At 66.5% G+C, this 26,758-nt stretch carries 29 protein-coding genes; 11 read left to right on the top strand and 18 right to left on the bottom strand.

Features of this window, described 5'->3' with window-relative positions:
* Positions 1-18: 18 nt before the first annotated feature.
* The 8 genes from AC3A4E_RS05420 (at position 19) to AC3A4E_RS05385 (ending at position 8,293) form a co-directional block, all read left to right on the top strand.
* Complete coding sequence (locus AC3A4E_RS05420) at positions 19-930, top strand: histone deacetylase family protein (protein WP_487632026.1); 912 nt, start codon at positions 19-21, stop codon at positions 928-930.
* 135 nt (positions 931-1,065) lie between these two features.
* Positions 1,066-3,534, top strand: coding sequence for an LPS-assembly protein LptD (lptD, locus tag AC3A4E_RS05415; RefSeq protein ID WP_487630517.1), 2,469 nt, complete (start codon positions 1,066-1,068; stop codon positions 3,532-3,534).
* Positions 3,531-4,850, top strand: coding sequence for a peptidylprolyl isomerase (locus AC3A4E_RS05410; RefSeq protein ID WP_487630516.1), 1,320 nt, complete (start codon positions 3,531-3,533; stop codon positions 4,848-4,850). Before lptD ends, AC3A4E_RS05410 begins: the two co-directional genes overlap by 4 nt.
* A gap of 1 nt (position 4,851) precedes the next feature.
* Positions 4,852-5,832, top strand: coding sequence for a 4-hydroxythreonine-4-phosphate dehydrogenase PdxA (gene pdxA, locus AC3A4E_RS05405; RefSeq protein ID WP_487630515.1), 981 nt, complete (start codon positions 4,852-4,854; stop codon positions 5,830-5,832).
* Complete coding sequence (locus tag AC3A4E_RS05400) at positions 5,829-6,176, top strand: tRNA-binding protein (RefSeq protein ID WP_487630514.1); 348 nt, start codon at positions 5,829-5,831, stop codon at positions 6,174-6,176. The genes pdxA and AC3A4E_RS05400 overlap by 4 nt, the downstream gene beginning before the upstream one ends.
* Positions 6,177-6,213: 37 nt before the next feature.
* Positions 6,214-7,020 (top strand): 16S rRNA (adenine(1518)-N(6)/adenine(1519)-N(6))-dimethyltransferase RsmA, encoded by an 807-nt coding sequence (gene rsmA / locus AC3A4E_RS05395; protein ID WP_487632025.1) that lies wholly within the window; start codon positions 6,214-6,216, stop codon positions 7,018-7,020.
* A gap of 38 nt (positions 7,021-7,058) precedes the next feature.
* Complete coding sequence (gene apaG / locus AC3A4E_RS05390; RefSeq protein WP_232134397.1) at positions 7,059-7,442, top strand: Co2+/Mg2+ efflux protein ApaG; 384 nt, start codon at positions 7,059-7,061, stop codon at positions 7,440-7,442.
* Positions 7,442-8,293, top strand: a complete 852-nt coding sequence (locus AC3A4E_RS05385) for a symmetrical bis(5'-nucleosyl)-tetraphosphatase (protein ID WP_487630513.1) — start codon at positions 7,442-7,444, stop codon at positions 8,291-8,293. The genes apaG and AC3A4E_RS05385 overlap by 1 nt, the downstream gene beginning before the upstream one ends.
* A gap of 34 nt (positions 8,294-8,327) precedes the next feature.
* Here AC3A4E_RS05385 and AC3A4E_RS05380 read toward each other — a convergent pair whose 3' ends face one another.
* Genes AC3A4E_RS05380 through AC3A4E_RS05355 form a run of 6 tightly spaced genes read right to left on the bottom strand, consistent with a single transcriptional unit; the run spans position 8,328 to position 12,331 of the window.
* On the bottom strand, positions 8,328-8,831 hold the full coding sequence (locus AC3A4E_RS05380) for a dihydrofolate reductase (RefSeq protein ID WP_487630512.1): 504 nt from the start codon (positions 8,829-8,831) through the stop codon (positions 8,328-8,330).
* Positions 8,828-9,382: a YqhG/Tai3 family protein gene (locus AC3A4E_RS05375; RefSeq protein WP_487630511.1), complete on the bottom strand. Its 555-nt coding sequence runs from the start codon at positions 9,380-9,382 to the stop codon at positions 8,828-8,830. Before AC3A4E_RS05375 ends, AC3A4E_RS05380 begins: the two co-directional genes overlap by 4 nt.
* A complete protein-coding gene (locus AC3A4E_RS05370; protein ID WP_487630510.1) occupies positions 9,379-10,173 on the bottom strand; it encodes a thymidylate synthase in 795 nt (264 codons plus the stop codon). The genes AC3A4E_RS05375 and AC3A4E_RS05370 overlap by 4 nt, the downstream gene beginning before the upstream one ends.
* A gap of 38 nt (positions 10,174-10,211) precedes the next feature.
* Positions 10,212-11,111: a prolipoprotein diacylglyceryl transferase gene (lgt, locus tag AC3A4E_RS05365; protein WP_487630509.1), complete on the bottom strand. Its 900-nt coding sequence runs from the start codon at positions 11,109-11,111 to the stop codon at positions 10,212-10,214.
* Positions 11,112-11,115: 4 nt separating this feature from the next.
* The gene (locus tag AC3A4E_RS05360) at positions 11,116-11,895 is read right to left on the bottom strand and encodes a TerC family protein (RefSeq protein WP_487630508.1); all 780 of its coding nucleotides are present in this window, start codon (positions 11,893-11,895) and stop codon (positions 11,116-11,118) included.
* Positions 11,896-11,950: 55 nt separating this feature from the next.
* Positions 11,951-12,331: a diacylglycerol kinase gene (locus AC3A4E_RS05355; protein ID WP_487630507.1), complete on the bottom strand. Its 381-nt coding sequence runs from the start codon at positions 12,329-12,331 to the stop codon at positions 11,951-11,953.
* Positions 12,332-12,553: 222 nt separating this feature from the next.
* Here AC3A4E_RS05355 and AC3A4E_RS05350 point away from each other — a divergent pair, with 222 nt between their 5' ends.
* The gene (locus AC3A4E_RS05350) at positions 12,554-13,261 is read left to right on the top strand and encodes an SGNH/GDSL hydrolase family protein (protein WP_487632024.1); all 708 of its coding nucleotides are present in this window, start codon (positions 12,554-12,556) and stop codon (positions 13,259-13,261) included.
* Positions 13,262-13,341: 80 nt separating this feature from the next.
* On the opposite strand, the gene AC3A4E_RS05345 is transcribed toward AC3A4E_RS05350, so the two are convergent.
* The 5 genes from AC3A4E_RS05345 to AC3A4E_RS05325 form a co-directional block, all read right to left on the bottom strand.
* On the bottom strand, positions 13,342-14,577 hold the full coding sequence (locus tag AC3A4E_RS05345) for an ABC transporter permease (protein WP_487630506.1): 1,236 nt from the start codon (positions 14,575-14,577) through the stop codon (positions 13,342-13,344).
* Positions 14,574-15,332, bottom strand: coding sequence for an ABC transporter ATP-binding protein (locus AC3A4E_RS05340; protein ID WP_487630505.1), 759 nt, complete (start codon positions 15,330-15,332; stop codon positions 14,574-14,576). Before AC3A4E_RS05340 ends, AC3A4E_RS05345 begins: the two co-directional genes overlap by 4 nt.
* Positions 15,329-16,852, bottom strand: coding sequence for an efflux RND transporter periplasmic adaptor subunit (locus tag AC3A4E_RS05335; RefSeq protein WP_487630504.1), 1,524 nt, complete (start codon positions 16,850-16,852; stop codon positions 15,329-15,331). Before AC3A4E_RS05335 ends, AC3A4E_RS05340 begins: the two co-directional genes overlap by 4 nt.
* A gap of 117 nt (positions 16,853-16,969) precedes the next feature.
* Positions 16,970-18,283 carry a sensor histidine kinase gene (locus tag AC3A4E_RS05330; RefSeq protein WP_487630503.1) on the bottom strand — a complete coding sequence of 438 codons (1,314 nt, stop codon included), beginning with the start codon at positions 18,281-18,283 and terminating at the stop codon, positions 16,970-16,972.
* Positions 18,284-18,305: 22 nt separating this feature from the next.
* Complete coding sequence (locus tag AC3A4E_RS05325; protein ID WP_159680050.1) at positions 18,306-19,019, bottom strand: response regulator transcription factor; 714 nt, start codon at positions 19,017-19,019, stop codon at positions 18,306-18,308.
* 152 nt (positions 19,020-19,171) lie between these two features.
* On the opposite strand from AC3A4E_RS05325, the gene AC3A4E_RS05320 reads away from it, so the two are divergent.
* On the top strand, positions 19,172-19,516 hold the full coding sequence (locus AC3A4E_RS05320) for a DMT family protein (protein WP_487630502.1): 345 nt from the start codon (positions 19,172-19,174) through the stop codon (positions 19,514-19,516).
* A 217-nt stretch (positions 19,517-19,733) separates the two neighbouring features.
* Positions 19,734-20,351 (top strand): OmpW/AlkL family protein, encoded by a 618-nt coding sequence (locus tag AC3A4E_RS05315; protein WP_487630501.1) that lies wholly within the window; start codon positions 19,734-19,736, stop codon positions 20,349-20,351.
* Positions 20,352-20,390: 39 nt separating this feature from the next.
* On the opposite strand, the gene AC3A4E_RS05310 is transcribed toward AC3A4E_RS05315, so the two are convergent.
* From AC3A4E_RS05310 to AC3A4E_RS05280, 7 genes are read right to left on the bottom strand one after another with little or no spacing between them, the layout of a single operon-like run.
* Complete coding sequence (locus AC3A4E_RS05310) at positions 20,391-20,840, bottom strand: DUF4189 domain-containing protein (protein WP_487630500.1); 450 nt, start codon at positions 20,838-20,840, stop codon at positions 20,391-20,393.
* Positions 20,841-20,870: 30 nt separating this feature from the next.
* On the bottom strand, positions 20,871-21,899 hold the full coding sequence (locus tag AC3A4E_RS05305; protein ID WP_487630499.1) for a TrbL/VirB6 family protein: 1,029 nt from the start codon (positions 21,897-21,899) through the stop codon (positions 20,871-20,873).
* A 17-nt stretch (positions 21,900-21,916) separates the two neighbouring features.
* Positions 21,917-22,672 (bottom strand): hypothetical protein, encoded by a 756-nt coding sequence (locus AC3A4E_RS05300; RefSeq protein WP_487630498.1) that lies wholly within the window; start codon positions 22,670-22,672, stop codon positions 21,917-21,919.
* A 34-nt stretch (positions 22,673-22,706) separates the two neighbouring features.
* Positions 22,707-25,190, bottom strand: coding sequence for a VirB4 family type IV secretion/conjugal transfer ATPase (locus AC3A4E_RS05295; protein ID WP_487630497.1), 2,484 nt, complete (start codon positions 25,188-25,190; stop codon positions 22,707-22,709).
* A gap of 2 nt (positions 25,191-25,192) precedes the next feature.
* Positions 25,193-25,510: a VirB3 family type IV secretion system protein gene (locus AC3A4E_RS05290; protein ID WP_487630496.1), complete on the bottom strand. Its 318-nt coding sequence runs from the start codon at positions 25,508-25,510 to the stop codon at positions 25,193-25,195.
* Positions 25,503-25,880 (bottom strand): TrbC/VirB2 family protein, encoded by a 378-nt coding sequence (locus AC3A4E_RS05285; RefSeq protein WP_487630495.1) that lies wholly within the window; start codon positions 25,878-25,880, stop codon positions 25,503-25,505. Before AC3A4E_RS05285 ends, AC3A4E_RS05290 begins: the two co-directional genes overlap by 8 nt.
* A 56-nt stretch (positions 25,881-25,936) precedes the next feature.
* The gene (locus tag AC3A4E_RS05280; protein WP_487632023.1) at positions 25,937-26,749 is read right to left on the bottom strand and encodes a lytic transglycosylase domain-containing protein; all 813 of its coding nucleotides are present in this window, start codon (positions 26,747-26,749) and stop codon (positions 25,937-25,939) included.
* Between the last annotated feature and the right edge of the window lie 9 nt (positions 26,750-26,758).

Raw genomic sequence — 26,758 nt, 5'->3', positions numbered from 1 at the left:
AGCAGCGACCCGCGGCAGGTGCCGGTGTTCTCGCACCCGAGCCTGCTGGACCACGACACCGGCCCCGGCCATGCCGAGCGTCCCGAGCGCCTCGCGGCCGTCATCGAGGCACTGCGCGCCGCCTTCCCCGATCTGGACCTGCGCCAGGCGCCGCCCGCGACACGCGGCCAGCTGCTGCGCGTCCACGACGCCACGCTGCTCGAGACGGTGCTCGATTCGCAACCGAGCGGCCGCATTCCGCTCGACAGCGATACCGTGCTGTCCCCGGGCTCGGCACAGGCCGCGCTGCATGCGGCCGGCGCCGGCGTCGCCGCGGTCGACGCGGTGCAGGGCGGGACGGAGCGCCGCGTCTTCTGCGCCGTACGTCCGCCCGGCCACCACGCCACCGGCGACATCGCGATGGGCTTCTGCCTGTTCAACAACATCGCGGTCGCGGCCGCGCATGCGCTCGATCGCTACGGCCTGACCCGGATCTCGATCGTCGATTTCGACGTGCACCACGGCAACGGCACCCAGGCGATCTTCGAGACCGAGCCGCGCGTGCAGTACGTCAGCTCGCACCAGATGCCGCTGTTCCCCGATACCGGGCGGCGCGACGAGCGCGGGGTCGGCAACATCGTCAATCTGCCTTTGACCGCCGGCACCGGCAGCCGGCGTTTCTGCGAGGCCTGGCGCGAACGGCTGCTGCCCGAGATCGACGCCTTCGCGCCGCAGCTGGTGATGATCTCGGCCGGCTTCGACGCGCACTGGCGCGATCCGCTGGCGCAACTGCAGCTCGATGCCGAGGATTTCGGCTGGCTGACCGGCGAACTCGTGACCATTGCCGAGCGGCATTGCGAAGGCCGGATCGTCTCGATGCTCGAGGGCGGATACGACCTGCAGGCACTGCGCGAGAGCAGCGTCGCGCACCTGCGCGCCCTGTCCGGCTGAACAGCCGTGGGCTAGCGTCTCGAGGCCGCTGAAACCGGCGATCTCGCACGTGAACAGCATGTATCGAGGCCGCATTGCCGCTGCCCTGTGGATCGGTCATGCTGGCGCCCGTTTTTACCGCTGAACGGATCGACCGTGCGCACAGCCCTCCGCTTGCTTCCCCTTCCGTTCTGCATCGCGATTTCGCTGTCCGCCAACGCCGACGACCAGCTCCGTCCGAACTACTGGGCGCTGTGTCCGATCGAGGACGCGGTGCCGGCCTTCACCGACGCCCAGGCACCGGTGGGCACGGTCGAGCAACGCGAGACCCAGCCGACCGACATCGACGGCGACGCCTTCGACGGCCTGGCCGGCGTGGACAGCGATTTCACCGGCAACGTCAGCGGCAACGTGACCCTGCGCCGCGGCGACCAGTTCCTGGGCACCGACGATCTGCAGTTCTCCCAGGACGACGGCACCTTCGTCGCCGACGGCAACGTGCGCTACCAGGACCGTGGCATGCGCATCGTGGCCGACCGCGTGGAAGGCGACACGATCGCCGAGTCCTATCGCATGGACAGCGTGCAGTACCAGTTGACCGCGCGCCGCGGCAACGGCGGCGCCGACCACATCCGCATGGACGGCACCGTCGGTGCCCTGCTCGGGTCGACCTATTCGACCTGCACGCCCAGCGACCGCTGGTGGGAGCTGAAGGCCGGCCAGATCGACATCGACACCGACATGGGCATGGGTACCGCGCGCAACGCGACCCTGCGCGTGGGCAAGGTGCCGGTGCTGTACGTGCCGTGGTTCCGCTTCCCGATCGACGAGCGCCGTCTGTCGGGTCTGTTGTTCCCGCGCATCTCGCAGTCCGGTCGTAACGGTTTCGACTATTCCCAGCCGATCTACCTGAATCTCGCGCCGAACTACGATCTGACGCTCGAGCCGCGCTTCATGAGCCGGCGCGGCGTGCAGTTGGGCGCCGAGTTCCGCTTCCAGACCGGGCGCGCGCGTGGCGAACTCGACCTCGCCTATCTGCCGTCGGACAAGCTGACCACTCGCGAACGCGAGCTGGAGGAAACGCAGGTGCTGATCGTCGAGAACCGGCGCAAGGCCGATCGAGCATTCTTGAACTTCGGTGGGTCGCTGGACATCAACCCCACGTGGCAGGGTCGCACCAACCTGACCTGGATGAGTGACCCGCGTTACCTCGAGGATTCGAGCAACAATGTCGACGGCATCTCGGCGGTCAGCGCGGTGAGCCTGATCGGCGTGTTCGGTCAGGGCAGCTCTGGCGACCGGGGTTTCTGGAACGCCAGTGTGCTCGCCGACTACCAGCTGCTGACCGATTACACGCTTCCAGAACGCATCCTTCCCTACAACCGCATGCCCCAGGCGTCATTCACCTGGCAACGTCCATACGGTGACTGGATCAACGCCGGTGTGGACGCGACTGCGACACGTTTTGCCCATCTCGACGATGCCGCGCGCCCAGGCGGCAGCCGCCTTGACCTGAAGCCCTACGTCTCGCTGCCATTCGAAGGTGCCGCCTGGTTCGTACGTCCGACGCTTGCATTCCGGCATACGAGCTACTCACTGGATCGGCCCCTGGCCGATGCACTGGCCGACCAGCGCGCCCGGGCAGAACTTGGCATCCCCGGCGATGTGCCGGTACCCGCCGATACACGAGCGCTCTACCGCAACAGCTCGCCCAGCCGCAGTCAGCCCATCGGCTCGATCGACGCGGGCCTGTTTTTCGACCGCAATACCAGTTGGCGTGGCGAGCAGTACCTGCACACCCTCGAGCCACGGCTCTTCTATCTGAACTCGCCGTTCCGCGACCAGTCGGCGCTACCCCTGTTCGATACCAGCCCGCTGACCTTCGGCTGGGGCCAGCTGTTCCGTGATAACCGCTACTCGGGTGCCGATCGCCAGGCCGATGCCAACCAGATCACAATGGCGGTCAGCACGCGCCTGATCCGGGAATCCGACGGCCAGGAGAAGCTGTCTGCGAGCCTCGGCCAGATCGTCTACCTCTCCGACTCGCGGGTCACGGTCCCGGGCGAGGCGCAGGTCGAACAGGGCCGCTCCGCCTGGGTCACCGACGCGACCTATGCCATCAACGACCGCTGGACGGTCAGCGCCGGTTACCAGTGGGACCCCAAGTTCCGCCGCGAAGACCTGATGTCGCTGCGGACGCGCTACCTGATCGGCGAAGAAGGCATCGCGAACTTTGCCTACCGCCGCCGCGCGGACCTGATCGAACAGGCCGATCTGTCCTTCCTGTACCCGATCAGCCCGGCCTGGAGCATCGTCGGCCGCTATTACTACTCGTTCACCGAGGCCCGACTGCTCGAAGCCGTGGCCGGTGTGCAGTGGGACAGCTGCTGTCTCGCGGCCCGCGTCGTCGGCCGTCGCTACCTGCGCAACCGCCAAGGCGAGCTGAACAACGCCATCATGTTCGAACTTGAACTGAAGGGTCTGGGCTCGGCCGGACCCAACACGGAAGACCGTTTGCGCCGTGCTATTCTCGGTTATTACCGCGATGACCTCTATCTCGTGCCGCCGTCCGAGCTGCGCAACAGTGACGACGATGCAACCCTGACCCCCGGCCTGAGCCAATGAAGACACTGATCTATTCCCTCGCGGCCGCTGCCGCGCTGTTCGCATCGACTGCGCACGCGCAGGACCTGCAGCCGCTGGACCGCATCGCCGCGGTGGTGGACGAGGACGTAATCCTCGCCAGCGAGCTCGACCGCGCGGTCGCCAACATCCGTGGCCAGTACGCGACACGTCAGGACCAGTTGCCGCCCCAGGAAATCCTCGAGCGCCAGGTGCTGGAGCGCCTGATCACGATGCGCCTGCAGACTGCGAATGCATCGCGGACCGGCGTGCGCGTCAGCGACCAGGAAGTCGACCAGGCCATCGCCGCGATCGCCCAGCAAAACAACTTCTCGATGGATCAGCTGCGCCAGCAGCTGGCGGGCGACGGCATGTCGTTCGACGACTTCCGCGCCTCGCTGCGCGAGGAGCTGATGATCCAGCGCATGCGCCAGCGCTTCGCGCAGACCCGCATCTCGGTCAGCGACGCCGAAGTCGACGCGGCGCTGTCGGCGGAAGCGACCGGCGCGCAGTACCGTCTGGCCCATATCCTGGTGGCGCTGCCGGAAGGCGCGACGCCGGAGCAGATCCAGACCGGCCAGCAGAAGGTCGACGGCATCAAGTCCCTTCTCGACCGCAACGAGATGGAGTTCTCGGCAGCGGCCGTGCGCTACTCCGACAGCCCGAACGCGCTGGAAGGCGGCGATCTGGGCTGGCGTCGTGCCGACGAGATCCCGGCTGCGTTCGCGACTGCGGTCACCGGCCTGCAGCCCGGCCAGACCCTCGGCCCGATCCGTGGCCCGAGCGGCTTCCAGATCCTGCAGCTCGTCGATCGCCGCGAGGCCGCGGAGTCGGCTGACGCCGGCTCGGTCACCGAGTACCAGGCGCGTCACATCCTGATCCGCAGCGAGCCGGGCAACGACGCCGCCGCCAAGGGGCGTGCGGACAGCCTGCGCGCCCGCATCGTCGGCGGTGCCGACTTCGCCGAAGTGGCACGCGAGGACTCCGAAGACAACGCGACCAAGGCCAACGGCGGCGATCTCGGCTGGTTCACCCAGGACGAGTTCGGCCCTGACTTCGGCGGACAGGTTGCGGCGATCGGCGACGGTGACGTGTCCGAGCCCTTCCGCACCCAGGCCGGCTGGCACATCGTCCAGCGCCAGGCGACGCGCCAGGCGGCAGGCAATGACAACAACCGCCGGGCCCAGGTCCGCGAGGCCATCGGCCAGCGCAAGCTCGAAGACGAGTGGGATCGTTACGTGCGCGAACTGCGCGGCGAAGCCTATGTCAGCGTCCGCGTCGGTCCGAACCGCGATCCCGAGATCGGCAGCGGCGGCTGAGATGCGACCTGTCCGGTTGGCGCTGGTCCCGGGCGAACCGGCCGGCGTCGGGCCGGAACTCTGCGTGCGCGCCGCCTGGCGCGCCTGGGACTGCGACCTCGTCGCCATCGGCGACCGTCCCACCCTGCAACGCGCGGCCGAAGCCATCGGCCTGTCGATCACCTTCACCGATGCCGAAGCCACCGACGTGGCGCCCGGCACGCTGCGCCTGATCGAACTGCCGCACGCCGCGGCCACCGCTTTCGGCACCCCGGATCCGCGCAACGCCCGCAGCGTGCTCGACGGCTTGCTGCATGCCGCGGCCGGCTGCCGCGACGGCCGCTTCGATGGCATGGTCACCGGCCCGGTGCACAAGGCGGCGATCAACGCCGGTGGCGTGCCTTACACCGGCACCACCGAACTGCTGGCCCACGACGCCGGCTGCGACGTCGTGATGATGCTGGCCAACCCGACGTTGCGCGTTGCACTGGCGACCACGCATCTGCCGCTGCGCGCCGTGCCGGACGCGATCACCGCGCCGCTGCTCGAACGCGTCATCGGGATCCTCGACACCGCGTTGCGCACGGACTTCGGCATCGCCGCGCCGCGCATCGCCGTGCTCGGCCTCAATCCGCATGCCGGCGAAGCCGGACATCTCGGCCATGAGGAGATCGAGACCATCACGCCGGTACTCGAACGCCTGTGCGCACGCGGCCTGCTGCTCGAGGGCCCGCTGCCGGCAGATACCGCGTTCCTGCCCGCGCGTCTGGCCAATGCCGACGCGGTGCTGGCGATGTATCACGATCAGGGCCTGCCGGTGCTCAAGTACAGCGGCTTCGAATCCGCGGTGAACCTCACCCTCGGCCTGCCCTACCTGCGCGTCGCCGTCGACCACGGCACCGCGCTGGAATTGGCTGGCAGCGGCCGCGCCGACCCGTCGAGCCTGTTCGCCGCGATCACGCAGTGCGCCGCGCTCGGCCGCAACCGCAGACACGCCGCATGAGCGCGGACGGCTTGATCGGCTGGGACGATTTCATGCGCGTCGATCTGCGCGTCGGCCGCGTGGTGTCGGCCGAACCATTCCCGAAAGCGCGCCGCCCGGCCTACATCCTGCACGTCGATTTCGGTCCGGAGCTCGGCGTGCGCAAGTCCAGCGCGCAAATCACCGCGCACTACACGCCCGAGACGTTGATCGGCAGGCTGGTGGTCGGCGTGGTCAATTTTCCGCCCAAGCAGATCGGCCCGCTGATGTCCGAATGCCTGGTTACCGGTTTCCATGATGCCGACGGCCATGTGCGCCTGTGCATGCCCGACGGCGACATCGCAGCCGGCACGCGCCTGCTGTGACCCACCCCTCCTTACGTTTCGGCTTGATCACACGATGATGCGTTCCCCTGCCGCGCCCGGCGCGTTCTCCGAGCCGCCGAAGAAATCCCTCGGCCAGAACTTCCTGCACGAGCGTGGCGTCGTGGATCGCATCGTGCTCGCGGTGAATCCGCAGCCCGGCGACCGGCTCGTCGAGATCGGCCCCGGCCAGGGTGCGATGACGTTTCCGCTGCTCAAGCGCCACGGCGCGCTGACCGCGATCGAGTTCGACCGCGATCTGCTCGAACCGCTGACGCTGCAGGCCGCTGCACATGGCGCACTGGAGCTGATACACGCGAACGTGCTCGACGTCGACTTCACCGCGCTCGCCGGCGACGCGCCGATCCGGCTCGTCGGCAACCTGCCCTACAACCTGTCCTCGCCGATCCTGTTCCACGCGCTCGACCATGCGGCCGTCGTGACCGACATGCATTTCATGCTGCAGAAGGAAGTCGTCGAGCGCATGGCATCCGGCCCGGGCAGCAAGGTCTATGGCCGCCTGAGCGTGATGCTGCAGGCCTACTGCGAAGTCACGATGCTGTTCGTCGTCGGCCCCGGCGCATTCCGTCCGCCGCCGAAGGTGGATTCGGCCGTCGTGCGCCTGAAGCCGCGTCCGGCCGACACCGTCGGCATCGACGATCCACGGCGCTTCTCCGACATCGTGCGCGCCGCGTTCGGCCAGCGCCGCAAGACGCTGCGCAATGCGCTGTCGACGCTCATGGACAGCGATGCGATCACCGCTGCCGGCATCGATCCGCAACTGCGCGCCGAGCAGCTCGCAGTCGCGGATTTCGTGCGTCTCGCGAATCATCCGGTGACACCGTAGTCGATGCATTCATGGCCTGCGGATACACTGTCTCCAGCATGGACGAGACAGCCGACTACACACTCGAGATCCAGATCGCGACGCGCTTCCTTGACGAGGAATCGACGCCCGACGACGACCGCTACGTGTTCGCCTACACCATCCGCATCCGCAACACCGGCCGCCTGCCCGCGCAGCTGATGGCCCGCCACTGGGTCATCACCGACGCCAATGGCCGGATCGAGGAAGTGCACGGCGACGGCGTGGTCGGCGAACAGCCGCGCCTGGAACCCGGTGAAGCCTTCACCTACACCTCGGGCGCTGTGCTGTCGACCGCGGTCGGCACGATGGAAGGCTCCTACGACATGGTCGGCGACGACGGTGCGCAGTTCGATGCGCCGATTCCGCCGTTCACGCTCTCGATTCCGCGAACCCTGCACTGATGGCCGTCTGGGCGATCGGCGATCTGCAGGGCTGCTACGGCCCGACGCAGCGACTGCTTGAAGCGATCCGCTTCGACCCGGCGGTCGATCGTCTGTGGTTCTGTGGCGATCTGGTCAACCGCGGCGGCGAATCGGTCGAGACGCTGCGCCTGGTGCATTCGCTGCGCGACAACGTCGTCAGCGTGCTCGGCAATCACGACCTCTCGCTGCTGGCCATCGCCGAGCGACGCGAGGAAGACCAGCGCAAGGTCAACGCCGATCTGCAGGGCGTGCTGTTCGCGCACGACCGCGACGTGCTGCTCGACTGGTTGCGTGCGTGCCCGCTGCTGCACGTCGACCGCGAGCTCGGCTGGATGATGCTGCACGCCGGCCTCGCACCGCGCTGGGATGTCGATCTGGCGCAGCGCCATGCGCGCGAGATCGAGAACAAGCTGCGCGGCCCGGGCTACAAGAAACTGCTGCGCAACATGTACGGCGATCGCCCGGCGTGGTCGCCGAACCTCACGGGTTACGACCGCGACCGCGCGATCATCAACGTGTTCACGCGCATGCGGTACTGCTCGCCGCGCGGGCGCATCGCATTCGAGGAAAAGGGCACGCCCGGCACGCAGCAGCCCGGCATCTATCCCTGGTTCGAAGTGCCCGGCCGCGCCGAGCGCGACCTGAAGATCGTGTGCGGCCACTGGTCGACGCTGGGCCTGTTCCTGGGCATGGGCGTGCACGCGCTCGATACCGGTGCGGTATGGGGCGGAAAGCTCACCGCGCTGCAGCTCGATGCCGAAACCCTGCATCTGGTGCAGGTGCCTGGCCGCGATGTATCCGGCCTGCCGCCGCGGAAGGTCCAAGCCTGACGTCAGTCAGCGAGGCGCATCTGCACCGCTTAGATCACGCGCGGCGGTACTCGACGAAGTCGAAGGCGTGCGCATGGCGCGCATCAGCGGCATGCGGGATACGCGAGATCTCGCGCCACGCCGCGGCATCCCAGGCGGGAAAGAACGCATCAGCCCCGTCCACTGCGGTGTCGACGTGGGTCAGCTGCAGCACGTCCGCCTGCGGCAGCGTGAGCGTGTAGATCTCGCCGCCACCGATGACGCACAGCTCGCCCGCGTTCTGCGCGCCCGCGATGGCAATCGCCTCGTCGAGCGTTGCGACCGCCTGCATACCGGCGAACGGCACACGTCCGCTGCGGGTCAGCACGAGGTTGGTGCGTCCGGGCAGCGCGCGTCCCAGCGATTCCGCGGTGCGTCGCCCCATCAGCACCGGCTTGCCGAGCGTCAGCGCCTTGAAGTGGCGGAAGTCGTCGGGCAGATGCCACGGCATCGCATTGCCGCGCCCGATCGCACGGTGGCGATCGAGCGCTGCGACGAGGACCAGCGTCGGCTGGCTCATTCGGCGTCCAGCGCGTCGCGCAGATGACCATCGGACGCGAAATCCCAGTCGCCGCCGAACTCGACGTCGTCGACGCGCCACTGCGCGTTCTCGCAGCGCATCAGCGCATGGTCGCGCCAGCGCGCGTCGCCCTGCCCGGCATAGGTCATCTCGACCGCCACGCGCGTGGGCGCAGCGGGATCGGCCTCTGCCGACAGCACCGCAGTCGGACCTTCGAACAGGCTGGTGAACAGGCTGCCTTCGATGAAGGACGGCTTGTCGTCCGGAGACGCCGCGATTTCGGCCTGCTGCCGGACACGTGCCTGCGCGATCGAAGCCTGCATGCCGGATGACAGCAACGGTCCGAGCGTGCGCATCTCGTCAGCCGACGGCAGGCCGCGGGGATTCAACGCGACGACCTGACGGTAGAACGTCTCTGCGGCATCGACTGGCGATGCGCCGGCGCACGCAGCGGATTTCGCCGTGGTACCGGCATCGCGCGTCGGCATCTGCTGGCAGCCCGCAGCGGCCAACGACGCGACGAGCGCCAGCGCGATGCGCGCGAGCTTCATACCGCGATCGGCGCCTTGATCGCCGGCGCCGGATCGTAGCCTTCGATCGCGATGTCCTCGAAGCGGAACCCGAACAGATCGGTGACGTCCGGATTGAGCCGAAGCGTCGGAAGCGCACGCGGCGTGCGGGTCAGCTGCTCGCGGGCCTGCTCGTAGTGGTTCGAGTAAAGATGCGCATCGCCCAGCGTGTGCACGAAATCGCCGACGCCCAGGCCGGTGACCTGCGCGACCATGTGGGTCAGCAGCGCGTAGCTGCCGATGTTGAACGGCACGCCGAGGAAGATGTCGCCGCTGCGCTGGTATAGCTGGCAGCTTAGCTTGCCGTCGACGACGTAGAACTGGAACAGCGCGTGGCAGGGCATCAGCGCCATCTCCGACAGCTCACCGACGTTCCAGGCACTGATCACCAGGCGACGCGAATCGGGATTGCGACGGATCTCGTCGACCAGCCACTGCATCTGGTCGATCGTGCGGCCGTCGGCCGTCGTCCAGCGCCGCCACTGCTTGCCGTAGACCGGGCCCAGTTCGCCGTCGGCATCGGCCCATTCGTCCCAGATGCTGACCTTGTTGTCGCGCAGGTAGGCGACGTTGGTGTCGCCCTGCAGGAACCACAGCAGCTCGTGGATGATCGAGCGCAGGTGCAGCTTCTTCGTCGTCACCAGCGGGAAACCGGCATCGAGGTCGTAGCGCATCTGCCAGCCGAACACGCTGCGCGTGCCGGTGCCGGTGCGGTCGGACTTCTCGGCGCCGTGCTCGAGGACGTGCTGCAGCAGATCGAGGTACTGCTTCATCGCGATCTCCGGATCATGCGGGGCGATGCGTGCATCGCTTACTTCGTCTCGACGGTGGCCGCGGGCGGCACCGGCTGCAGGGTCGGCGCACTGCGCGAACGCCACAGCAGGAACAGGCCCAGCGCGATCAGCGGCAGCGACAGCACCTGGCCCATCGTCAGCCAGCCGAACGCCAGATAGCCGAGCTCGGCATCGGGCACGCGGACGAACTCGACGATGAAGCGGAACACGCCGTACAGCAGCGCGAACAGGCCCGATACCGCGTAGCGCGGCCGCGGCTTGCGCGAGAACCACCACAGCACGACGAACATCACCAGGCCTTCGAGAAATGCCTGATAGAGCTGCGAGGGATGGCGGGCGAACTGGTCCAGCGCGCCGGTTGCGAATTCGCTCTGCAGGCGTTCGGCCGACCAGCCGCGAAACGCGGGATCGGTCGGGAACACCACGCCCCAGCCGGCCTGCGTGTACTTGCCCCACAACTCGGCGCCGATGTAGTTGCCGACGCGGCCGAGACCGAGACCCGGCGGCACCCACGGCGCGACGAAATCCATGACATCGAAGAAGTGCAGGCCCTGCTTGCGCGTCCACCACCAGGCCGCGACCAGCACGCCGAGCAGGCCACCGTGGAAGCTCATGCCGCCGTCCCAGACCTTGACCAGCATCAGCGGGTCGCGCAGCAGATCACCGAAGGCATAGAACAGCACGTAGCCGATCCGGCCGCCGAGGATCACGCCGAGGATCCCGTAGAACAGCAGATCGCCGAACTGCTCGACATTGACGCCCGGCAGTCGGCCCGCACGGATGCGGCTGCGACCGAGCAGCCACGCCGTGCCGAAGGCCAGCAGGTACATCAGGCCGTACCAGTGGATCGACGGCTGGAAGGGGCCCACCTGTGGCAGGTGGACCGCGATCGGATCGATCTGATGGAGGATCGTCATCGGATCAGCGCGGCAACGGATCGGTCGGCTCGTTCACTGGCGGCGTGCGCTCGCCGCGCACGCGCATCGCGTTGCGCTTGGCCCACAGGTTCAGCATCTCGACCGCGGCCGAGAAACCCATCGAGCCGTAGATGTAGCCCTTGGGCACATGCACGCCCAGGCCGTCGAGCAGCAGGTAGGCACCGATCAGCACGATGAATGCCAGTGCCAGCATCTTCACCGTCGGGTTCGCGTCGATGAACTTGCCCAGCGGCTGCGCCGCCAGCAACATCACCGCGACCGCCAGCAGAATCGCGCAGACCATCACCGGCACGTAATCGCCGGCCATGCCGACCGCGGCGATCACCGAGTCCAGCGAGAACACGATGTCGATGACCGCGATCTGCGCGATCACCGCGCCGAACGAGGCGGTCGCCTTGCCGAGCGTGCCGTGCGCTTCACCGTCCTCGCCCTTGAGCTGCTCGCGGATCTCCATCGCGCCCTTCACGATCAGGAACAGGCCGCCGAGGATCAGCACCAGATCGCGGACCGAGATGCCGCGGCCGAACAGTTCGAACAGCGGCTCGGTCAAGCCGGCCAGCCAGGCCAGCATCAGCAGCAGGCCGATGCGCGTGATGCACGCCACCGCGATGCCGAACTTGCGCGCGAATTCGCGCTGCTCGACCGGCAGCTTGGCTACCGCGATCGAGATGAAGACCAGGTTGTCGATGCCGAGCACGATTTCGATCGCACTGAGCGTGATCAGCAGGATCCAGACCTGCGGGTCGGTAATCAATTCCATCATCGGTGACACATCCTCATTGAGATTCGATCGGCGCGGCGCCCGGCCGCCACCACGCTCACAGCCAGCGCGGCAGCAGGATCAGGCCCCACACCACCACTACATTGACCATCGTGACGAACACCGCGGCCGAGCCCATGTCCTTGGCCCGGCCCGCGAGTTCGTGGAATTCAGGGCCGTAGCGCTCGATCACGGCTTCGATCGCCGAGTTCAGCAGTTCCACGGCCAGCACCAGCAGACAACTGCCGAGCAGCAGCGCACGTTCTACGCCATCGGCACCCAGCCAGAGCGCCAGTGGCGCGAGCACCGCCAGCAGATACACCTCAAGCCGGAACGAAGACTCGTGCAGCCAGGCCGCACGCAGACCCTGGCATGACCAGACGGCTGCCTGGAGCATGCGGCCGAAACCGCGCGGGCGATGACCGATCCCGTCTGCCACGGGTCAGGGCCCCTGCCGAACGACACCGCGCACGGGGCGCGCCACGCTGCGGCCATGCGCGGGCCGCGGAACAGTCGGTGACATGGTGGGCCGGAGCGTCAGGCAGTCGCGTTGCGGCAATTCTGACACATCGTCCGCGTCGCGACGGTGGCAGCGGTTTGCATTGCAGGGCGGCGACTGTTTGACTGCCCGCCGGATCTTTCCAGGAGCGACGCGATGCGTATGTCCCATGTCTTCCGCAGCTGCCGGGCCCTGTGTGCCGGGGTGCTGCTGGCAGCCGGCCTGCTCACCGGCTGCACCAGCGGCGGCGGCGTGCCAGCCGATCTGGACCCGGTGTCCTCGTCCGAATGGGCCGCCGACATGGCGCGTTTCGCCGCCGAGGATGCCGTCACACCGCCCCCGGAGCGCCCCATCGTCTTCACCGGCAGTTCGTCGGTGCGCATGTGGGAGACGCTGGCTGCCGACTTTCCGGACGTCACGGTGCTCAACCGCGGCTTCGGCGGTTCGCAGGTCCGCGACGCGATCTGGTATGCGGACGAGGTCGCGCTGCGCTACAGGCCGCGGCAGATCGTACTGTATGCCGGTGACAACGACGTGTCGGAAGGCCGTAGCGCCGCGCAGGTGCTTGCAGACACCGAAGCCTTCGTGGCGCGCATCCGGTCCGTCCAGCCCGGCACGCCGATCGCGTTGCTCGGCATCAAGCCCAGCCCGTCGCGCGCGCACCTGCTCGGCATCCAGCGCGACGCCAACGACGCACTGCGCACCTGGGCAGCGACCCAGCGGAACGTCGCGTACATCGACGTCTTCACGCCGATGCTGGACGCCGACGGGGTCCCCCGCGAAGACCTGTTCATCGCGGATCGCCTGCATATGAACGCCGCCGGCTATGTCCTGTGGCGGGACATCATCGGGCCGTACCTGGTGCGCTGAGCCGTCCGGGTCTGCACGTGCCGCCTGCGCGGACGCACCTGAAGAGAGGGCGCCTTCCGGCGCCCTTTCCCTGCCGACCCTTACTGCTGCCGCAGCGCGTCGATCGGGTCGAGTTGCGAGGCTTTGCGCGCCGGGTAGTAGCCAAAGAACAGACCGGTCGCGACCGAGAAGCCCGCCGCCAGCAGCACGATCTGGCTGTTGAGCGCGGTCGGCAGATCGCTGAAGCGGCCCACCAGCAAGGCGCCGCCGACGCCGATCGCGATGCCGAGCACGCCGCCACCGAGCGAGAGCAGCATCGCTTCGGCGAGGAACTGGCGGCGTACATCGGTGGGTCCGGCACCGACCGCCATGCGCAGGCCGATTTCACGGATCCGCTCGGTCACCGAGACCAGCATGATGTTCATGATGCCGATGCCGCCGACGATCAGCGAGATCGTCGCGACCGCGCCGAGCAGCAATGACATCAGGCGTGTCGTCGCCGTGCGCGTGGCGACGATCTCGGAAATGTTGCGCACGCTGAAATCGTCTTCCGCGCCCGGCGCGATGCGATGACGTTGCCGCAGCAGCGCTTCCACTTCGCCCTGCACGTAGGGCAGATCGTCCGCGTTGCCGACCGTCAACGCGATCTGCATCACCGCGCCCGCCGGCATGCCCATCGCGCCGAGCAGACGCCGGCGTCCGGTTTCGAGCGGCACCATCATCACGTCGTCCTGGTCCTGGCCGAAGCCGCCCTGCCCCTTCGAGTTCAGCACGCCCACGACCACGAACGGCGTGCGCCCAATGCGCACCGTCTGCCCAACGCCGCTGTCCTCGCCGAACAGTTCACGCCGCACGGTCTCACCGATGATCACGTTCTTGCCGGCGCCGCTGTAATCCTGTGGCTCGAAGCCCGAGCCGTCGACGACCGTCCAGCCGTTGATCTCGAAGAAGTCCGGTTGCACGCCCTGCCAGCTGCTGGCCCAGTTCTTTTCGGCGAACACGATCTGGCTGCTGCCACGCAGCGAACCCGACACCAATTGCACTTCGGGAATCTCGCCGCGGATCGCTTCGGCGTCTCCTTCGTTCAAGGTGAAGAAACTGCTGCTCGCCTGCCGCGCGCCGCCCGGCGTGCGCCGCGAGCCGGGCGAGATGTCCAGTCGCTGCGAACCCAGGCCCGACACCATGCGATCGATCTCGGCCTGCGTGCCCTGGCCCACCGACACCATGACGATGACCGCGGCGATGCCGATGATGACGCCCAGCGACGTCAGCGCGCTGCGCATCCAGTTGCCGCGCAGCGCGAAGATCGCGGTGCGCAGGACGTCGAGATAGGTCATGACGCGACTCCGGTCTGCGCGCGCGCGCGGGTGTCGTAGGGGCCTTCCTCGTGCAGCTCGCCGTCGCGCATGACGAAGGTGCGGTCGGCGTGCGCGGCGACCTCGGGATCGTGGGTGATCAGCACGACGGTGTGGCCGTCGTCGCGCAGACGTTTGAACAGGCTGAGGATTTCCTCGCCGGTCCTGGTGTCGAGCGCGCCCGTGGGTTCGTCGGCGAGCAGCACCGGCGGCCGGTTGATCAGCGCGCGTGCGATCGCCACACGTTGCTGCTGACCGCCCGACAGTTCGCTCGGACGATGCGTGCCGCGATTCTCCAGACCGACCGAGGCCAGCGCCTCGCGCGCACGTTCGGCGCGCTCCTCGTTCGGCACGCGCGCATAGCCGAGCGGCATCGCGACGTTCTCGAGCGCGGTCATGCGCGGCAGCAGATTGAAGCCCTGGAACACGAAGCCGATCTTGTCGCGGCGCAGCTCGGCCAGCTGCTCGCGGTCGAGCGTGGCGACATCGATGCCGTCGCACAGGTACTGGCCGCCGGTCGGCGTGTCGAGGCAGCCGACCAGATTCATCAGCGTCGACTTGCCCGAGCCCGACGGGCCCATGATCGCGACGAACTCGCCGTGGGCGATCGACATGTGCACGCCCTTGAGCGCGACCACTTCGGCCTCGGTGCCGGCCGAATAGATCTTCTCCAGCCCGCGGGTCTCGATGACCGGCGGGCGGGTGCCGGCCTGCGGCGCAACGTCGGCCGTGCTCATCGGGTCGCCGCGCGCTCGCCGGTGACGATCAGATCGCCTTCCGACACACCACCCGAGGCCTCGGTCATGCTGCCGTCGCTGGCGCCCAGTCGCACCGGCACAGCTTCGCGACGTCCGTCGACCAGGCGGTACACGGTGACGCGGGTCGCGCCAACGGTCGCAGCCAGTGTGCGGTTCCACTGCGCGCGCTGGTTGGCGTCGAGCGTCGCGGTGAAGCCGGCGAAGGTCTGCTGGAAGCGGTCCATCATCCTCTGGCGGATCTGCGCCTGCACGCTGGGATCACTGCTGCCACCGCCCATCGTCATGCCCGGCGGCGGACCGCCACCGGTATTGCCACGCTGACCGCCCTGTGCGCCGCCAGGACGCGGGCCCTGCTGGCGCTCGCGCATTGCGGCGAGCGCGGTGTCGAACGCGGCCTGCTGGGGCGCGGTGAGCTGCATTGCGGCAGCCGCGGCGGCGAGATCATCGGCCAACCCGCCGCCGCGCGGTGCATTGCCGCTTTCGGGACGCGCGGCCGCGGCGATGTCGGCGGCGTCGGCCGGGCGATAACGCAGCGCCGCATTGGCGATCTTCAGCACGTCCTCGCGGTTGCTGACTTCGATCTCCGCATTGACGGTCAGGCCAGGCAGCAGCGTGCCGTCGGCGTTGTCGACCGCGACGACCACCGGATAGGTCACCACGTTGTTCGTCGTCGTCGCCGCCAGCCGCACCTGCTCGACGGTGCCGTTGAAGCGGCGGTCGTTGAATGCATCGGCGGTGAACGTCACCGTCTGGCCGACCTGCACCTGGCCGATGTCGGCCTCGTCCACCGCGAGTTCGATGCGCATCTTGCGCAGGTCCTCGGCGATGGTGAACAGCTCAGGCGCCTGCAGGCTTGCGGCGACGGTCTGCCCGGGTTCGATCGAACGCGTGAGGATCGTGCCGTCGACCGGCGAGCGGATCACCGTGCGCTCCATGTTGATGCGCGAGGTCTGCGTGGATGCGGTCTGCTGCACGATCTGCGCCTGGGCGGATGTCGCCTGCGCCTTGGCCTGATCCAGCGCAGCGCGGGCGAGATCGACATCGCTGCGCGCAACCAGCTGCTGGCCGGCCAGCGATGCCTTGCGGTCGTAGTCGAGCTGGGCGTTGCGCAGGCTGGCCTGTGCCTGCGCGAGCGAGGCCCGCGCACTGTTGACCTGGGCCGACCCCTGTTCGATCTGCGCCTGGAACGTCGCCGGGTCGATGCGTGCGAGCACCTGACCCTGTTCGACCGGATCATTGAAGTCCACCAGGACGTCGGTGATCTGGCCGGAGACCTGACTGCCGACCACGACCGTCGAGGTCGCGCTGAGCGTACCGGTAGCCGAGATCACGACGCGGATGTCGCCGCGCTCGACCGGCGTGGTGCGCCAGGCACCTTCTGCGGCGGCTGCATTGCGCTGGGACCAGAACCACAGGCCGCCCGCAACAACGACGGCGATCACGATGGCAGGTACGAACCGCGATACGGCGCGGCGACGGGGCTTGGGACGGGTCGACATGGGTCCGGTCTTGATGGGCAACTGGAGACGCTAACGCATCGCGCGGCGTGGAGTTGACCGCTGCACCGATTTTTTTGTGTCCCATGCGCCGGTCCCCGCCACGGCGCAGGCGTCGGTTCAGACGAGGCGGTCGCCCAGCACGATGGTGACCGTGGTGCCCTGGTCGGGCGTACTGTCGAGCGCCACCGGCCAGCCGAAGCGCGTGCCCAGGCGGCGCACGATGGACAGCCCGATGCCCTTGCCGGACTGCGAAAAGGGATCGGCGCGATAGAACGGGTCGTAGACACGCTTGAGCACGTCCGGCGTCATGCCGATGCCGGTGTCGCGGACGATGATGCGATCGCGGTCGACGACCACTTCAACGCCGCCGGTCTCGGTGAACGCCCAGCCGTTGCGCAGCAGGTGCCCGAGCATGACGCCGAGCACGCGCGGGGGCGCATCGAGTCGCGGCCTTGCATGGATCTGGAGATCCAGCGTCAGCTGCTTGCCGTCGAACAGCGGCCGCACTTTGTCGAGTTCCTCTTCGACCACTTCCACCACGTCGAAGACTTCGCTCTGCGGCATGACGCCGCGCTCGCGCGCGAGCACCAGCAGCGCATCGATCACCGCTTCCATGTCCTGCGTCGCCCGACGGATGCGCAGCAGCGGACGCTGCTGGTGCGGCGGCGTTGCAGGATCGGCCGCGATCATGTCGCTGGCGACGCGGATCACGGTCAATGGTGTGCGCAGCTCATGGCTGGCGTCGCGGGTGAACTCCCGCTCGCGGCGCACGAACGCCCCGATCCGCTCGCCGAGGCCATGCAGGGCACCGGTCAATGCCTGCGCTTCGCGTCCGGCATCGTCGCGCGTGGTCAACGCTGCGGTGACCCCGTCATCGCTGTCGGACGGATTCCAGCGCCCCACTTCGTCGGCCAGCCGGTGGATCGGCAACACCAAGCGCTTGGATGTGCGGTAGGTCATCCAGGAGACGACGAAGATCGTCGCCATCAACAGTAGTGCCAGCCCGCCTGCGGCCAGCGCGAGGATGCGGTCGAACAGCGACAGCGACGCGGCCAGATACAGCACGCCAGCCGGGCGTCGATCGACCAGCAGCACGCCTTCGGTGTCGCGCCGCGAGGAGAACCCATCCGGCGCATCCTTGAACCACAGCAGGTTCGCCACCGCGCGGTCTCCACCGATGATGGCCTCCAGCTCGCCACCTTCCGCCGGTACGAAGTACCCCTGCAGGTTCACACCGAACGGCGGGGGATACGCCGCGTCCGTCACCTTGGCCTGCCACCAGGCATCGGCTTCAGCCTGCAGCCACTGCCGTGCGACGACCTCGCGACCGATGAAGGCCGCGGTCATCACGCAGACGATCAGCGTCATTCCAGCGATGACGGCCTGGAAGGTGAACGCATCACGGATGCGACTGGGGAGCCCCTGGGGCATCGTCAGGCGTCGCGTCGTCGGATCACGCCGGCGACTGTTCGATGTCGGCGATCCGGTAGCCCGCGCTCTGGACGGTGTGCAGCAGCTGCTTGTCGTACGGCTTGTCGATGATCTTGCGCAGGTTGTAGAGATGGCTGCGCAGGGTGTCGGAGTCCGGGAGGCTGTTGCCCCAGATCTCGCGCTCGATCTCCTGACGGTTCACCACACGGGGCGATTCGCGCATGAGGATCGTCAGCAGCTTCATGCCGATCGGCGAGAGCTGGAGTTCGGTGCCGCCGCGTGTGGCACGCATGCTCGCCGGGTCGAGCACGAGGTCGGCGACCTTGAGCACTTCCGAACCGACCTGGCGGCGCTCGCGGCGGATCAGCGCACGCAGGCGCGCCTCGAGTTCCTGGATCGCGAAGGGCTTGGTCAGATAGTCGTCAGCGCCCGAGCTCAGGCCCGTCAGCTTCTCGTCGAGAGTGTCGCGCGCAGTCAGCATCAGCACCGGCGTCGACTTGCGCGCGTCTTCGCGCAGGCGCTTGCAGACTTCGATACCGTCCAGACGCGGCAGCATCAGGTCGAGCACGATCACGTCGTAGTTGTTTTCGGTGGCCAGACGGTAGCCGTCCAGACCATCGGCGGCGTAGTCGACCTCGAAGCCGCGACCCTCCAGATACTCGCCGACCATCTCGGAAATGTTGCGGTTGTCCTCGACGATGAGGACGAGGCCTCCGGGTTCCTGACCTGCGCGCATGAACGACTCCGTAGCTGGGTGCGTGTGGATTAAGCTTTGTGAATTTCCCACTTTCACAGTGCAGGATTTGTGAAGATTTCGTGGACCGACCGCGTCACGGCGGGCTTGGCGCTACGATCTGCGCCGCCCCTTCCACCTTCGGAAATCGCGTCATGCCCGGCTACGAGCGTTATCTGCCCATCCTCCTGCTGGTGGGCTCGAACATCTTCATGACGTTCGCCTGGTACGGGCATCTCAAGTACCGCAGCGTGCCGATCCTGACGGTCATCGTCGTCAGCTGGGGCATCGCCTTTTTCGAATACATGCTGATGGTCCCGGCGAACCGGATCGGCGCTGCGGTCTACTCGGCGCCGCAGCTCAAGGGCATGCAGGAGGTCATCACCCTGCTGGTGTTCGCTGGCTTCTCGACCTGGTATCTCGATCAGCCGCTGAAGTGGAACCACTGGGCCGGTTTCGCGCTGATCGTGGTCGCGGCCTGGCTGATTTTTCTAGAGTAGTGGCACGTGCCGTGTCGACGGCGGCACGGCACAGCATCAACATCGACATCGCTTCCGGTTCCTGGAGCGCTGTCGTGATCCGCGGCGTAACGATTCCGCCCGTGGAATGCGCACTGCATCTGCCTCTCCCGCGGCCGGCGCGCAATGATCACGATCAAGGCGGCGCACATGCAGTCACCGGACACTGACGGCGTTTCCCCCGCCTTTGGAGTCATCGATGCGCTGTTCCGCCCTGATGCTGTGCATTCTCGCCGGCCTGTCCTTCGCCGTCCCCGCCGCCGCCCAGTCCGCCGGCGACTGGACCATCGCCCTGGGGGTCCACCAGGTGAACCCGAAATCCGACAACGGCCAGTTGGCTGGCGGCACGTTGCCGTTGAAGGTCGGCAGCAGTACCCGACCGACCGTCGCGGTCGAGTACTTCATCCGGGACGGACTCGGTGTCGAACTGCTCGCTGCCGCCCCCTTCCGCCATGACCTCGACATCGCCGGAATGGGCCATATCGGCAGCGCAAAGCACCTGCCGCCGTCGTTGAGCCTGCAGTACCACTTCGCACCAACGGCACGCCTCGCCCCCTTCGCCGGCGCGGGCATCAACTACACAAAGTTCTTCGAAGAAGAGGCCCGCGGCGCGTTGACCGGCTCGACGCTTGCACTCGGTGATTCCTGGGGGCTGGCGCTGCACGCCGGCATAGACATCCGGGTCGGGCGCGGAAAGCTGCGGCTGGATGCGCGGTGGATGGACATCGACAGTGCGGTGCGGCTGGATGGCAACGAGCTGGGCACCGCACGGGTTGACCCGATTGCTTACGGCGCTTCCTATGTCCACCAGTTCTGAAACTGCTACTCAATCAGCGCGCGAAACACTCATTTCGTTCTACCTCGGGCGAGCACACCCTTCGTAGAGAATCCGACAGTCCGATTGACATGGCTTTCTGGCGGCGCTTCGCGCAAGTCTCAGCGTCCGATCTCTCGACGCGTAGGTGCCACCGTCGGAGGTCGTAACGGCCGCGCACTGGTTCATAAAAACGAGATTGATTTCACAGCCGACCCCTCCGCGACGAGAACACATTTCCAATGATGCTTGTACTGCCTTCGCCTCGGTGTCGTGATTGATTGCCCAGCCAGTCATTGATATTTCGCCCTCATCGAGCATCGCAATCGAGAACGCCCCCCAAGACTGGTTTCGAATCGGCGTGCGGGTATCGCCAACGCCGTGTGCAGGAAGAAATACGGTGTTGTACTCAACCGTTCCAGGCTGCTGAGCCCAGCCGACGCTGCAGACAACAATGAGAACGAATAAAACACAGAACCTACGTAAATTCACTTCACGTCCTCCATGACGAACGCAGCAGCGTTACCCAACTCTCTTCGTGGTTTCTGTCGTAGTTGTGCCATGAGACGGTGGCGGCTCAACAGATGAAGTTCTTTGCGTGTAGTCCGTCTCTTGGCCAGTACTGTTGCGACCGACATTACCAAAGCTGGAGTTCGCCGCGAACTGCCCAAGCGTACCGCTGAAGAACATCGCGGCCATCGGTGGCGCCATCACCATGAGCACCGACATCAACAAACCGATTCCGCCTTGTTGGATTGCCGCCGCGTTGAGGCCACCTGAAGGCACGACGCCGGGTATACCGAACCCATCCTCGGTGATCAGCGTGTACTGCAACAGCATGGCGGCGGCGGTGATAGCCACCAGTTTCGTGGCGACCGACACCATGAATGACAGGACGGCGAGGCTGAACATCGTGCCGAGACCGTAGAGCAGCCATCGTTTGAACAGTTCCTTGGTCTGTTCGAACATCAGGCTCAGGATGAACAACGGCCCAAAGCCGACGAAAAGCACCAGCGCGATCTTGTACAGCAGCAACATCGCGCCCCCGACCACAGATGGCCCGGCGATGCCGATGGCCGTTAACGCGACCGTACGGTTCTGACTGTCTTTGTTCTGTGGATCGTTATCGCCGATTCCGACTGTGTCGACCAAGGCGAAGATCAGACCCATGATCTTGAGGTTCTTGTCGATCGAATCCTCGGGCTTCTCGTCGATGCCGGCCACGATGGTGTTGATGGACTTGGGCAGTCCGTCGGCGAGGAAGCTGGTCAGATTGGTGCCGGCGAACGACATCGCGGTGGCGGCTGAGACGATCAGAAACACTCTTAACGAACCGACGACCAGGCCCATCATCGATTCGCGGCTACGCCCGGTGACGATCATGAATCCCTGCAGCAGCACCCAGAGGGTGCACAGGGTGAGTGCGAGCCCACTGACGAATTGGGTACCACGCGCGATCAGGCCGGTCTGGAACGAGGCGATCTGCGAGTTGAGGAACTCGAAGACCAGCGCGAAGAACGCCCACTGTGCGAAGCCGGCCAGACTGTCCATGTCGAACTCCAGATGCGTTACAACGAGGTGGGCACGTCCACACCGCCCCGGCCTCGGAATACATTCCGGGTCAGCGCGATTTGCGTATGCCGGATATATGCGACACGCGCCTCATAGGCACGCATATAGGTCTGGTAGCGGTCACGGTCGTTGTCCATCAGCGCGGTCAGCGCGAGCAGCTCGTTCGAGTTGGACTGCAGGTCGGCATAGTCCTCGGTGCCCAGTGCGCGTCGGCGCTGCTCGATCGATTCCAGACGCGCGTGGTGTTCCGCGGCACGTTCGAACATGCGTATCGCGAATGCGTACTGGGCGAGTTCGGTCTCCACCAGTTCCTGGCACAGCGTACGCTGCTGCTGCCCAAGGCCGCTCCTTACGCCCGATGGGCAAAGCCTGCCGATACTCAAAGGCGCGGCCGAGGGCCCGGCCGGGTCGAGCTCGACCGCGCCTTCAGGCACGTCGACGAGTTCGACGGTCCCGTCGGTCGGTTTGTGACCGACCTGCAGTCGCGTGTTGACCTTCTGCAGTTCGCCGACAACGGTAGTGGTGCCGCCTCCGCCGATCCGGTCGCGCAGCTGCTGGACCTGCTGATAGGTCTCGCGATCATGGACCTGCCACGCGGCTGCGGCTGCCCCTGTCGCGAGGGCAGCCGCCGCTGCGATCGCGAAGACGAACCGGCGCCTCATGCGCGGCCACCCGAAGCGGAGTCCGAACGTGCGTTGCAGGCCGTTCTCGAGGCTGTGCGTCCTCGCCTGATGGATCGTCCTGGACCTCATGCGACACCTCCTGTGCCGGTGCGGGTTGGAAAGCTCATCGATCCGCCAGCGCGGCGGCTTCGGGTTGGTCGACTGGCTCGCCTCGGGTCTGCACCGGCCGGTTGCGTCCCGATCCTTTCCGCCGTGCGTAGAACGCGGGCAACCATCTTTCTGGATCTAGATCGCCGTACTCCACTCCGAGAGACGCCGCCTCCTCGGCAACGACCCGATGCATGATCTCGATGTTGTCGGTGCTTGCCGAGATGACTGCCAGCGCATCGTCCATACCGCGCAGGTTCAACTGGCAGACGGTCGAGCCGTGTCCCTGCTTGACCAGGAAGCTGCGCGAACGCTCGTCGAGCGAGCGGACGACCTCGAACTCCGCTTCGGTCAGCTTCAGACCTTCGACGTAGTCTTTCCGCGACGCGTTCGGATTGGGCAGCAGGATCAGCGTCGCCGTCTGCTCGATCAGGGCTGCGGAGATGTCGCTCGCCAGCGCATCTTCCGGGCTCTGTGTGGCGAAAATGCCGAAGCCGTTCTGTTTGCGGATGGTCTTCTGTTTGTTCTTGGCAAAATCCTTCAACGCACCACCGCCGTCGAGGATCTTCCAGAACTCGTCCATGACGTAGATCAGCGGACGGCCGTCGATGAGTGCTTCGAGCCGGTGCAACAGATAGCCGATGACCGGTACGCGCACTTCGGGGTTGTCGATCACATCGGTGTAGTCGAAACCGATGATGCTGGCCCGCTCCAGGTCGATGACATCCACCGGGTTGTCGAATACCCAGCCCAGTGCGTTACCGGCCGTCCACTTGCGCAGGCGCGCGAACAGGCCGTCGTCGCCCATGTTGGGCAGGCTCTTCTGGAAGTTGCCCATCGACCGCAGCTGGGGAGGCATGTCGAGGATGCTCCCGACCGCGCGGTGAATGTCCTCGTCCTCACGCGCGGTGTACTGGGACTTTCCGGCGAGCACCTTGATCAGCCCGGCGAGGAACTGGACGTTGGGTTCGGTGTGCGCGCACTGGAACGGGTTGAAACCGGTGGGCGCGCCGTTCTCCAGCGCCAGATAGGCCCCGCCACAGGCCCGCACGAAGATCTCGGCGCCGCGGTCCTTGTCGAAGAAGAAGATCGTGGGCACGGGATCGAACTTCTGCACCTGGCTGAGCAGGAAGTTGATCAGCGCCGTCTTGCCGGTGCCGGACTTGCCGATCACCATCGTGTTCGCGATCGCCTTCTCCCCAAGCGAATCCTCGGCCGGATGCGTGGCGTGGAAGTTGAAGTAATAGGGTTGACCGTTGGTGGTCTGCAGCGCGGTGACCGCCTCTCCCCATGGATTCTGCGTACGTTTGCCGGTCGCGAAATTGTGCAGCGGCGAGAGCCCCAGGAAGTTGAGCGAGCTGACGTTGGCCAGCCGGGTACGGAATTTCCAGTTCGCCGGCAGCTGGGAATAGAACGACGCGCAGACAGCGAGGTCCTCCTTCACCGACACGAAGCCGGCGTTGGACAACTCGGCGCGTGTCGTGGCGATCTGCTGCGCCAGCGCCTGCTGGTCCGGGGCGTAGAGCGCCATGATGAAGTGGTACTCGCCGAGCACGAAGTTGCCCGAGGCGATCTCGTCCATCGCATGATCGAGCTCGCCGATCTGGCTGACCGCCTTGTCCCCGGAGGAGATCATCATCCCCTTGGTGCGGTCGAGTACCTTCAAGGCATCCTGGCGACCCATCGGACTGAAGGAGTGCGTGATCACGTACTCGAAGTCGAGGTACTTGAGCGCGTTGAGGATGCCCGGCCAGGTCGCGTCGGTGTATTCCTTGATGTTGAGGATCGCGCCGTACTGGTTGCCGCCGCCGGGCGTACTGATCACGAAGTCCCCGGTGCGGGCGGAGAACGTGTGACCGCTCACCGCGAGGTAGTCGCAGACCGGTGCGCGCAGCACCGGCACCGGCGCGTCGATGCGATTGAGCAGGTACGCGAAGAGCTCCAGCGTTTCGGAGAACACCACGCCGTTCTCGCCCGAGTACATGCCCAGCCGCACCGGTGCGTAGTCCCTGAGGACCGCCTCGACATTGCCGGCAAGCTCGATGAGCTTGGCCACCGCCTGGTCCTGCTCGGCCTGCAGACGCACCAGGTCGGAAGATTTCTCCATCAGCTTCTTCCCGCTGACGACCGGGCGGAAGATCATCGTCAGGTACAGCTCGTTCTGCATGATCTTCTGCGTCGAGAGCGCTTCGAAGTAATGGTCGGACAGCGACTGGTTGAACGCCTGCGCGAATGTGGCCGGCATCTCGACGCGACCCCGTCTGCGCACGTCATGGACCCAGAACGCCACGTTGACGAAATCCGGCGCGCGCAATGTCTGCAGGAGGCGGTTGAACGTTGCGTGGCGATGTTCGAGTTCCCAGGTGTCGCGCCCGACAAACGGCAGGCCACCCAGACGCCAGGTCAGCAGATAGTCGCCGCCGGTGGTCTTGACCACGTGCGGCGACACATGGGCCGACAGGGGCACGAACTCGGCAATCGACGTGGCGGGCGCTCGCATGGTCAGGAGGTCCTTCGGCCGTCGTGGATCTCCGCCCGGTAGCTGTTGGCGGTGAATACCCAGACACCCGCGGCCCGGCTGACATTCCGGGCCCTGAGCCGGAACATCCAGCGCAGCCCGAGCAGCCTGAAGATCATCTCGTCGCGTCGCGCCATCTGTCGCATGACCATGATCACGAAGGGCAGCAGGGCCAGGAAGAACATGTCGATGTAGAACGTCAGCAACAGGCACGCGCCCGCCCCGACCGCGAACGGCAGGTAGGGGACGCCCATGAACATCGATGGACGCGTGCAGCCCCGGAACAGGATGTCCTTACGCATGACCCGGGAGCAGCTGGATCACGGTCATCGCGGTCGACGTGACATCGCCGGGCAGCAGCATCTTGGAGATCTGCGCCGCGGCACCGATCAGGAAACCGCCGATGAGAACGGGCGCGACATCGCCGATGCGCTTGTGGTTGAACGCGATCTGGTAGCCGGCAAAGATGATTGCGATGGTGACGACCGCAATCGAGGCGATGTTCAACAGCGCGTTGATGTTGCCGAAGAAGCTTTGCACACGCGTGGTCGCGCCCGCCACGTCCTGGGCCCAGGCGACGACCGGAAGCAGCGCGAGCGACCCGCATGCGAGGGAGACACGCAGCTGCGTGCGGGCGTTGCGGGCGCGGTCCGGAATGATGGTCTTCTGCATGATGATTTCCTCGGCGTTGGCGTTGGCGGTGGGAGGTTCGATGTCGTCCGGTTCGCTCAGAACACGAATGCGGTGTCGGCCGGCTGGCCCGGTGGTGCGGCTTGGCGAGGCGTATTCGATGACGGCGCGGCTTGCTGGGCCGGCGCAGCGCTGAGTTGCACCGTGACCGGGGCGTCGTCGTCGACCTGCAGCGATGTGGCACCAGGCGCCTGGCCGATCGACGGGGTCTGCGCATTCCCGTCTGCCTGCAGGTGCACGGGCGTGTCTGCGGGTGCTGCTCGCCCGGATAGCCCGGCCCCGACTTCGGACGCGTCCGTTTGCGGGGAGCGGGCCGCCTCCTGCACGCGGCTGGCCACTCTTGCGGACTGCGCGGAAGCGCCGCTGACGCGCGCAGGAGGAGCGGAAGCCGATCCATTGCGGATCACCGGAATGGATTGCGCCGGCGCCACCGCCTGCCAGGAGGCGAGCACCTTCTGCACGTAGCCGTGCTGGTAGCCGGTGACGAAGTTGCCCGAGTAGTAGCAGCTGAAGGCCTTGCCCCAGTCGCCGCCGGCACGCGTATGGCATTCGGACAGGATCTGCGCGCCAGCGCGCAGGTTCGGGCAGATGTCGAACGCCTTCTCGTGCGAGTCGAGGCCGTAATGGCGCAGGTTGTGCCGGTTCACCTGTGCCAGGCCGAGCGAGAAGTTGTAGCCCTCGCGCTCGAGCATGCGGCTGGTCGACAGCGCTTCCTCGAGGCTCCGCGGCTGGCGCGCCAGCCGCCCACCGACCACCCCGATCGCGAACGGGTTGTACGAGGACTCGACCTGTACCACGTGGTGCATGACCTCGGCGGGGACAGCGAGCCCCGCGCAGCCCATCAGTTCCATGCCGGGCAG

It is taken from the genome of Luteimonas sp. Soil_N_1, from assembly GCF_057656255.1.
The sequence above is the reverse complement of the archived record's forward strand: the minus strand, read 5'-3'. Positions and strand labels throughout refer to the sequence as shown.